Origin of the sequence: Streptococcus sp. 3874 (genome assembly GCF_013276425.1) — a bacterium.
Taxonomy (GTDB): Bacteria; Bacillota; Bacilli; order Lactobacillales; family Streptococcaceae; genus Streptococcus; species Streptococcus pseudopneumoniae.
In genome coordinates, this window is record NZ_VMLA01000116.1 from 1 (window position 1) to 9,447 (window position 9,447).

Genomic DNA, 9,447 nt, shown 5'->3' on the forward strand with positions numbered 1-9,447 from the left:
GGACTTTTTCAGCCTGAGCCAAGAAATTCGAGAGCGAAGTAAGTCCAATGGACTTTTTCAGCCTGAGCCAAGAAACTCGAAAGCTCGTAAGTCTGATTGGCTTTTTCAATGTGAATCTTAACTTCACACTCCCAAAGAGGTATTAGTGTCGTGTCTCAATCTTATATCAATGTTATCGGTGCTGGTTTGGCAGGTTCTGAAGCAGCTTACCAAATCGCAGAGCGTGGTATTCCAGTTAAACTTTATGAAATGCGTGGTGTCAAGTCGACTCCTCAGCACAAAACAGACAATTTTGCTGAGTTGGTTTGTTCCAATTCTTTGCGTGGGGATGCTTTGACAAATGCAGTTGGTCTTCTCAAGGAAGAAATGCGTCGCTTGGGTTCTGTTATCTTGGAATCTGCTGAGGCTACACGTGTTCCTGCCGGTGGAGCCCTTGCGGTGGATCGTGATGGTTTCTCTCAAATGGTGACCGAAAAAGTGGTCAACCACCCCTTGATTGAAGTGGTGCGTGATGAAATTACAGAATTGCCAACAGATGTTATTACAGTTGTGGCGACTGGTCCCTTGACTAGCGATGCCCTGGCTGAAAAGATTCATGCCCTTAATAATGGCGATGGCTTCTATTTCTACGATGCAGCAGCGCCTATTATCGATGTCAACACTATCGATATGAGTAAGGTCTATCTCAAATCTCGTTATGATAAGGGAGAAGCAGCCTATCTCAATGCTCCAATGACCAAGCAAGAGTTTATGGATTTCCATGAAGCCTTGGTCAATGCGGAAGAAGCACCGCTCAATTCTTTTGAAAAAGAAAAGTACTTTGAAGGATGTATGCCAATCGAAGTTATGGCCAAACGTGGCATTAAAACTATGCTTTATGGCCCTATGAAGCCAGTCGGTCTTGAGTATCCGGACGACTACACAGGACCTCGTGATGGAGAATTTAAAACACCTTATGCGGTTGTGCAACTTCGTCAGGATAATGCAGCTGGTAGCCTATACAATATTGTTGGTTTCCAGACCCACCTCAAATGGGGAGAACAAAAGCGTGTCTTCCAAATGATTCCGGGTCTTGAAAATGCGGAGTTTGTCCGTTATGGTGTCATGCATCGCAATTCTTACATGGATTCACCAAATCTTCTTGAGCAGACTTACCGTTCCAAGAAACAACCAAATCTCTTCTTTGCTGGTCAGATGACGGGGGTGGAAGGCTATGTTGAGTCGGCGGCTTCGGGCTTAGTTGCGGGAATTAACGCAGCTCGTCTCTTCAAGGAAGAAAGCGAGGTTATTTTCCCCGAGACGACAGCGATTGGAAGCTTAGCTCATTACATTACCCATGCCGACAGCAAACATTTCCAACCAATGAATGTCAATTTTGGGATCATCAAGGAGTTGGAAGGCGAGCGTATCCGTGATAAGAAGGCTCGTTATGAAAAAATTGCAGAGCGTGCCCTTGCCGACTTAGAGGAATTTTTGACTGTCTAATTTTTTTGAAAGAATTGCTCATGATACTATAAAAATCTTAGAAATTGTGATAGAATAGGTAGGATAAAAGAAGGAGAGTGAAAATGGCGAATCCCAAGTATAAACGTATTTTAATCAAGTTATCAGGTGAAGCCCTTGCCGGTGAACGTGGCGTAGGGATTGATATCCAAACAGTTCAAACAATCGCAAAAGAGATTCAAGAAGTTCATAGCTTAGGTATCGAAATTGCCCTTGTTATTGGTGGAGGAAATCTCTGGCGTGGTGAACCTGCTGCAGAAGCAGGAATGGACCGCGTTCAGGCAGATTACACAGGAATGCTTGGGACTGTTATGAATGCTCTTGTGATGGCAGATTCATTGCAACAAGTTGGGGTTGATACGCGTGTGCAAACAGCCATTGCAATGCAACAAGTGGCAGAGCCTTACGTACGTGGACGTGCCCTTCGTCACCTTGAAAAAGGCCGTATCGTTATCTTTGGTGCCGGAATTGGTTCACCTTACTTCTCAACAGATACAACAGCGGCCCTTCGTGCAGCTGAAATCGAAGCGGATGCTATCCTTATGGCTAAAAATGGGGTCGATGGTGTTTACAATGCCGATCCTAAGAAGGACAAGACAGCCGTTAAGTTTGAAGAATTGACCCACCGTGACGTTATCAATAAAGGTCTTCGTATCATGGACTCAACTGCTTCAACCCTCTCAATGGATAACGACATTGACTTGGTTGTCTTCAACATGAACCAACCAGGCAACATCAAACGTGTCGTATTTGGTGAAAATATCGGAACAACAGTTTCAAATAATATCGAAGAAAAGGAATAAGAAAGATTATGGCTAACGCAATTATTGAAAAAGCTAAAGAGAGAATGACCCAGTCTCACCAATCACTTGCTCGTGAATTTGGTGGTATCCGTGCTGGTCGTGCCAACGCAAGTTTACTCGACCGTGTACATGTAGAATACTATGGAGTAGAAACTCCTCTTAACCAAATTGCTTCAATTACCATTCCAGAAGCGCGTGTTTTGTTGGTAACACCATTTGACAAGTCTTCATTGAAAGACATCGAACGTGCCTTAAACGCTTCTGATCTTGGTATCACACCAGCTAACGATGGTTCTGTAATTCGTTTGGTTATCCCTGCTCTTACAGAAGAAACTCGTCGTGACCTTGCTAAAGAAGTGAAGAAGGTCGGTGAGAATGCTAAAGTGGCTGTCCGCAATATCCGTCGCGATGCTATGGATGAAGCTAAGAAACAAGAAAAAGCAAAAGAAATCACTGAAGACGAATTGAAGACTCTTGAAAAAGACATTCAAAAAGTAACAGATGATGCTGTTAAACACATCGACGACATGACTGCCAACAAAGAGAAAGAACTCTTGGAAGTCTAAAAATAAACAGAAAAACTCAGTTGGCATTGCTGGCTGAGTTTTGTTCGAAAGAAGGAAATATGAATACAAATCTTGCAAGTTTTATCGTTGGACTGATCATCGATGAAAACGACCGTTTTTACTTTGTTCAAAAGGATGGCCAGACCTATGCTCTTACCAAGGAAGAAGGTCAACATACAGTAGGGGATACGGTTAAAGGTTTTGCCTACACGGATATGAAGCAAAAACTCCGCTTGACAACTCTAGAAGTGACTGCCACTCAGGACCAATTTGGTTGGGGACGTGTCACAGAAGTTCGTAAAGACTTGGGTGTCTTTGTGGATACAGGCCTTCCTGACAAGGAAATCGTTGTGTCACTCGATATTCTCCCTGAGCTCAAGGAACTCTGGCCTAAGAAGGGTGATCAACTCTACATCCGTCTTGAAGTGGACAAGAAAGATCGTATCTGGGGACTCTTGGCTTATCAAGAAGACTTCCAACGTCTGGCTCGACCTGCCTACAACAACATGCAGAACCAAAACTGGCCAGCCATTGTATACCGCCTCAAGCTGTCAGGAACTTTTGTTTACCTGCCAGAAAATAACATGCTTGGTTTTATCCATCCTAGCGAGCGCTATGCAGAGCCACGTTTAGGGCAAGTTTTAGATGCGCGTGTCATTGGTTTCCGCGAAGTGGACCGCACTCTGAACCTCTCCCTCAAACCACGTTCATTTGAAATGTTGGAAAATGATGCCCAGATGATTTTGACTTATTTGGAAAGCAATGGCGGTTTCATGACCTTGAATGATAAGTCATCTCCAGATGACATCAAGGCAACCTTTGGCATTTCTAAAGGTCAGTTCAAGAAAGTTTTAGGTGGTCTTATGAAGGCTGGTAAAATCAAGCAAGACCAGTTTGGGACAGAATTGATCTAGGGTGACATATGAGAAAATCATTTTACACTTGGCTCATGACCGAGCGCAATCCTAAAAGTAACAGTCCCAAAGCTATCCTAGCAGACCTAGCCTTTGAAGAATCAGCTTTTCCAAAACACACAGATGATTTTGATGAGGTGAGTCGCTTTTTGGAAGAACATGCCAGTTTCTCTTTTAACCTAGGAGACTTTGACGCTATCTGGCAAGAATACTTAGAACACTAGCATGATTCATTGGGTTTGGGCTAGTAATTTCTCCATCCCTTTGCTATAATAAAAAGAAATAAAAGGATTAGAGAGGTTCTTTATTTGAAGGAACATTCAATAGACATTCAACTGAGTCATCCAGATGACCTGTTTCATCTTTTTGGTTCCAATGAGCGCCATCTTCGTTTGATGGAAGAAGAGCTTGATGTGGTGATTCATGCTCGTACAGAGATTGTACAAGTCTTGGGGGGGGAGTCAGCTTGTGAGGAAGCTAGACAAGTTATTCAAGCCTTGATGGTTTTGGTAAATCGTGGAATGACAGTCGGCACACCAGATGTAGTGACTGCGATTAGCATGGTCAAAAACGATGAAATCGACAAATTTGTCGCCCTTTATGAAGAAGAAATTATCAAGGATAATACAGGGAAGCCTATCCGTGTCAAAACACTGGGTCAAAAACTTTATGTGGACAGTGTTAAACAGCATGATGTGACCTTTGGAATTGGGCCAGCAGGGACAGGGAAGACCTTTCTTGCAGTGACCTTAGCAGTGACTGCACTTAAACGTGGGCAAGTCAAGAGGATTATCTTGACACGTCCAGCGGTGGAAGCAGGAGAGAGTCTAGGTTTTCTTCCGGGTGATCTTAAGGAGAAGGTAGATCCTTACCTTCGACCTGTTTATGATGCTTTGTATCAGATTCTGGGGAAAGACCAAACAACTCGACTCATGGAGCGTGAAATTATTGAGATTGCGCCCCTTGCCTATATGCGTGGACGGACCTTGGATGATGCCTTTGTCATTCTCGATGAGGCGCAAAATACGACCATTATGCAGATGAAGATGTTTTTGACTCGTTTAGGTTTTCATTCTAAGATGATTGTCAATGGAGATATCAGTCAGATTGACCTGCCACGCAATGTCAAGTCCGGTTTGATTGATGCCCAAGAGAAACTCAAGAACATTCACCAGATTGACTTTGTTCATTTTTCAGCCAAGGATGTGGTTCGCCACCCAGTTGTCGCTCAGATTATCCGAGCCTATGAACCAGAACCGGTTAAAAAAGAAGAGAGTGAAGAATTAGATCCTCAACCTCTATATGAAGGATAGTTCTTTTGTACTTAAAGTTATCTCAATACTAAATCTATAGTAGATTGAAGCTAGAATAGTACGTTGTGACTGCTAAAACATTTTTAGAAATTAATTTGACTTTCCTGATTGATTTGTTTATATCTTATTTCAATCTACTATAAGTTTGCTTTTTAAATGTTTTATTCAATATCCTTATATTAGATTAGAAAGGTTTCAAGTGGAAGAAACGTATGGAATCAATCTTTTTAAAACTAGCTCAGTATCCCATAGTCGAGACAGAGCGTTTGTTGCTTAGACCTGTAACTTTGAATGATGCGGAAGCAATGTTTGACTATGCCTCGGACAAGGATAATACACGTTACACTTTTTCAACCAATCAAAATGTAGAAGAAACCAAGAATAATATTGCTCAGTTCTACTTGGCTAATCCCTTGGGACGCTGGGGGATTGAATTAAAAGATAACGGCAAGTTTATCGGAACCATTGACTTGCACAAGATTGATCCTGTTCTTAAGAAGGCAGCTATTGGCTACATTATCAATAAAAAGTATTGGAATCAAGGATTGACGACAGAAGCCAATCGTGCCGTAATTGAGCTAGCTTTTGAGAAGATAGGAATGAATAAGTTAGTTGCTTTACACGATAAGGCTAATCCCGCGTCAGGAAAGGTCATGGAGAAATCAGGCATGCGTTTTTCCCACGAAGAAGCTTATGCTTGTATGGACCAGCATGAAAAAGGCCGAATCGTGACAAGAGTTCATTATGTCTTGACCAAGGAAGACTATTTTGCAAATAAATAAGCAGTTGAAAAGAAATTTTTCGACTGTTTTTTCTTCCTCTTACGAATAATCTAAGAGAGGAGAAAATATGGAAGCAATTATCGAGAAAATCAAAGAGTATAAAATCATCGTCATCTGTACTGGTCTGGGCTTGCTTGTAGGCGGATTTTTCCTGCTAAAGCCAGCTCCACAAACACCTGTAAAGGAAACGAATTTGCAGGCTGAAGTTGCAGCTGTTTCCAAGGATTTGGTATCCGAAAAGGAAGTGAACAAGGAAGAGAAGGAAGAACCCCTTGAACAAGATCTAATCACAGTAGATGTCAAAGGTGCTGTCAAATCGCCAGGGATTTATGACTTGCCTGTAGGTAGTCGAGTCAATGATGCTGTTCAGAAGGCTGGTGGCTTGACAGAGCAAGCAGACAGCAAGTCGCTCAATCTAGCTCAGAAAGTTAGTGATGAGGCTCTGGTTTACGTTCCTACTAAGGGAGAAGAAGCAGTTAGTCAACAGACTGGTTCGGGGACAGCTTCTTCAACAAGCAAGGAAAAGAAGGTCAATCTCAACAAGGCCAGTCTGGAAGAGCTTAAACAGGTTAAGGGACTGGGAGGAAAACGAGCTCAGGACATTATAGACCATCGTGAGGCAAATGGGAAATTCAAGTCGATTGATGAACTCAAGAAGGTCTCTGGCATTGGTGCTAAGACCATAGAAAAGCTAAAAGACTATGTTACAGTGGATTAAGAACATCCCCATTCTCCTAATTTACCTGAGTTTTTTGTTACTTTGGTTTTATTACGCTATTTTCTCAGCATCCTATCTTGCTTTGTTGGGCTTTGTTTTTCTGCTAGTCTGTCTCTTTTTCCAATTTCCATGGAAATCAACAGGCAAAGTTTTAGTGATTTGTGGAGTCTTTGGCTTCTGGTTTCTGTTTCAAAATTGGCAACAGAGCCAAGCGAGTCAAAATCTGGCGGATTCTGTTGAAAGGGTACGGATTCTGCCTGACACTGTTAAGGTCAATGGTGATAGTCTGTCCTTTCGCGGCAAGGCTGATGGACGCATTTTTCAAGTCTATTATAAACTCCAGTCCGAGGAGGAGAAAGAAGCCTTTCAAGCTTTAACCGACCTGCATGAGATAGGACTAGAAGGGAAGCTTTCGGAGCCAGAAGGGCAGAGAAATTTTGGTGGCTTTAATTACCAAGCCTATCTGAAGACTCAGGGAATTTACCAGACTCTCAATATCAAAACAATCCAGTCACTTCAAAAGATTGGCAGTTGGGATATAGGAGAAAACTTGTCCAGTTTACGTCGAAAGGCTGTGGTTTGGATTAAGACGCACTTTCCAGACCCTATGCGCAATTACATGACAGGACTCTTGCTGGGACATCTGGACACCGACTTTGAGGAGATGAATGAGCTTTATTCCAGTCTAGGAATTATCCACCTCTTTGCCCTATCTGGCATGCAGGTAGGTTTTTTCATGAATGGATTTAAGAAACTTCTCTTGCGATTGGGCTTGACCCAAGAAAAGTTGAAATGGCTGACTTATCCCTTTTCCCTTATCTATGCGGGACTAACTGGATTTTCAGCATCGGTTATTCGCAGTCTCTTGCAAAAGCTACTGGCTCAACATGGGGTTAAGGGCTTGGATAATTTTGCCTTGACAGTGTTTCTCCTCTTTATTGTCATGCCAAACTTTTTCTTGACAGCAGGAGGAGTCTTGTCCTGCGCTTATGCTTTTATCCTGACCATGACCAGCAAAGAAGGGGAGGGGCTCAAGGCTGTTGCTAGTGAAAGTCTAGTCATCTCCTTGGGCATATTGCCCATTCTATCCTTCTATTTTGCGGAATTTCAACCTTGGTCCATCCTCTTGACCTTTGTCTTTTCCTTTCTATTTGATTTGGTCTTCTTACCGCTCTTGTCTATCTTATTTGCCCTTTCCTTTCTCTATCCAGTCATTCAACTGAATTTTATCTTTGAATGGTTGGAGGGAATGATTCGCTTGGTCTCGCAGATGACAAGTAGGCCGTTTGTCTTTGGACAACCTAATGCATGGTTTTTAATTTTATTGTTAATTTCCTTGGCTTTGGTCTATGATTTGAGGAAAAATATCAAAAGAGTAGCTGGCTTCAGCTTACTTATTGTGGGTCTCTTTTTCTTGACCAAGCATCCACTGGAAAATGAAATTACCATGCTGGATGTGGGGCAAGGAGAAAGTATTTTCCTAAGGGATGTAACTGGGAAGACCATTCTCATAGATGTAGGTGGCAAGGCAGAATCTGATAAGAAAATTGAAAAATGGCAAGAAAAGGCGACGACCAGCAATGCCCAGCGAACCTTGATTCCCTATCTCAAAAGTCGAGGAGTAGCCAAGATTGACCAGCTGATTTTGACAAATACGGACAAGGAACATGTTGGAGATTTGTTGGAGGTGACCAAGGCTTTTCATGTAGGGGAGATTTTAGTATCAAAAGGAAATCTGAAACAGAAGGAATTTGTGGTAGAACTACAGGCGACTCAAACCAAGGTGCGCAGTGTGACAGCAGGAGAGAACTTGCCAATTTTTGGAAGTCAGTTAGAAGTCCTATCTCCAAGGAAAATTGGAGATCATGAAGATACCCTGGTTTTGTATGGAAAACTCTTGGATAAAAACTTTCTTTTCACTGGAAATTTGGAGGAGAAAGGAGAGAAGGACATGCTGAAGCACTATCCTGACCTAGAAGTGGATGTTTTGAAAGCTAGCCAACATGGCTCTAAAAAATCATTAAGTTCAGACTTTTTAGAACAGCTCAAACCAGAGATGACTCTCATCTCAGTTGGAAAGAACAATCGAACGAAACTCCCCCATCAGGAAACTTTGACACGACTGGAAGGTATCAATAGCAAAGTTTACCGAACTGACCAGCATGGAGCTATACGGTTTAAAGGTTGGAATAGTTGGAAGATTGAAAGCGTTCGATAGGAAAGATAAATATTATTATTAGACTTCCTGCGAAACAAAATATGGTATAATAGTTCTATGAATTATGAAGCAAGTAAACAACTAACTGATGCACAATTTAATCGTCTTGTTGGTGTTCAGCGCACGACTTTTGAAGAGATGTTAGCTGTATTAAAAATTAAACACGCAAAAGATGGATAAAAACCTAAATTAAGCCTAGAATACCTTCTTATGGCGACTTCAATATGTGCGAGAATATCGAACTTATGAACAAATTGCGGCTGATTTTGGTATCCACGAAAGCAACTTAACCCATCGGAGTCAATGGGTTGAAGTAACTCTTGTTCAAAGTGGTTTTACGATTTCAAGAACTCACCTTAGTGCTGAAGACACGGTAATGATTGATGCGACGGAAGTAAAAATCAATCGCCCTAAAAAAACAATTAGCGAATGATTCTGGTAAAAAGAAATGCCACGCTATGAAGGCTCAAGCGATTGTCACAAGTCAAGGGAGAATTGTTTCTTTGGAGATCACTGTGAACTATTGTCATGATATGAAGTTGTTCAAAATGAGTCGCAGAAATATCGGACAAGCTGGTAAAATCTTGGCTGACAGTGCTTATCAAAGGCTCATGAAGATATATCCTCAAG

Annotated in this window: 9 protein-coding genes and 1 pseudogene; all 10 read left to right on the forward strand. The window is 42.0% G+C overall.

Features of this window, described 5'->3' with window-relative positions:
- Positions 1-150: 150 nt before the first annotated feature.
- Positions 151-1,485 (forward strand): methylenetetrahydrofolate--tRNA-(uracil(54)-C(5))-methyltransferase (FADH(2)-oxidizing) TrmFO, encoded by a 1,335-nt coding sequence (gene trmFO, locus HT703_RS10395; protein WP_000083731.1) that lies wholly within the window; start codon positions 151-153, stop codon positions 1,483-1,485.
- Positions 1,486-1,568: 83 nt separating this feature from the next.
- Positions 1,569-2,306: a UMP kinase gene (pyrH, locus tag HT703_RS10400; RefSeq protein ID WP_000002996.1), complete on the forward strand. Its 738-nt coding sequence runs from the start codon at positions 1,569-1,571 to the stop codon at positions 2,304-2,306.
- An 8-nt stretch (positions 2,307-2,314) separates the two neighbouring features.
- A complete protein-coding gene (gene frr / locus HT703_RS10405) occupies positions 2,315-2,872 on the forward strand; it encodes a ribosome recycling factor (RefSeq protein ID WP_001262225.1) in 558 nt (185 codons plus the stop codon).
- Positions 2,873-2,931: 59 nt separating this feature from the next.
- Positions 2,932-3,786 carry an RNA-binding virulence regulatory protein CvfB gene (cvfB, locus tag HT703_RS10410; protein WP_001095471.1) on the forward strand — a complete coding sequence of 285 codons (855 nt, stop codon included), beginning with the start codon at positions 2,932-2,934 and terminating at the stop codon, positions 3,784-3,786.
- An 8-nt stretch (positions 3,787-3,794) separates the two neighbouring features.
- Complete coding sequence (locus tag HT703_RS10415) at positions 3,795-4,010, forward strand: YozE family protein (protein ID WP_001232084.1); 216 nt, start codon at positions 3,795-3,797, stop codon at positions 4,008-4,010.
- A gap of 84 nt (positions 4,011-4,094) precedes the next feature.
- Positions 4,095-5,099, forward strand: coding sequence for a PhoH family protein (locus HT703_RS10420; RefSeq protein ID WP_023936948.1), 1,005 nt, complete (start codon positions 4,095-4,097; stop codon positions 5,097-5,099).
- A gap of 212 nt (positions 5,100-5,311) precedes the next feature.
- Positions 5,312-5,881 carry a GNAT family N-acetyltransferase gene (locus HT703_RS10425; protein WP_000443735.1) on the forward strand — a complete coding sequence of 190 codons (570 nt, stop codon included), beginning with the start codon at positions 5,312-5,314 and terminating at the stop codon, positions 5,879-5,881.
- A 67-nt stretch (positions 5,882-5,948) separates the two neighbouring features.
- Complete coding sequence (locus HT703_RS10430) at positions 5,949-6,599, forward strand: helix-hairpin-helix domain-containing protein (RefSeq protein ID WP_000387332.1); 651 nt, start codon at positions 5,949-5,951, stop codon at positions 6,597-6,599.
- Positions 6,583-8,817: a DNA internalization-related competence protein ComEC/Rec2 gene (locus tag HT703_RS10435; RefSeq protein WP_172930071.1), complete on the forward strand. Its 2,235-nt coding sequence runs from the start codon at positions 6,583-6,585 to the stop codon at positions 8,815-8,817. Before HT703_RS10430 ends, HT703_RS10435 begins: the two co-directional genes overlap by 17 nt.
- Positions 8,818-8,874: 57 nt before the next feature.
- A pseudogene (locus HT703_RS10440) lies at positions 8,875-9,447 on the forward strand (transposase family protein); the annotation flags it as partial.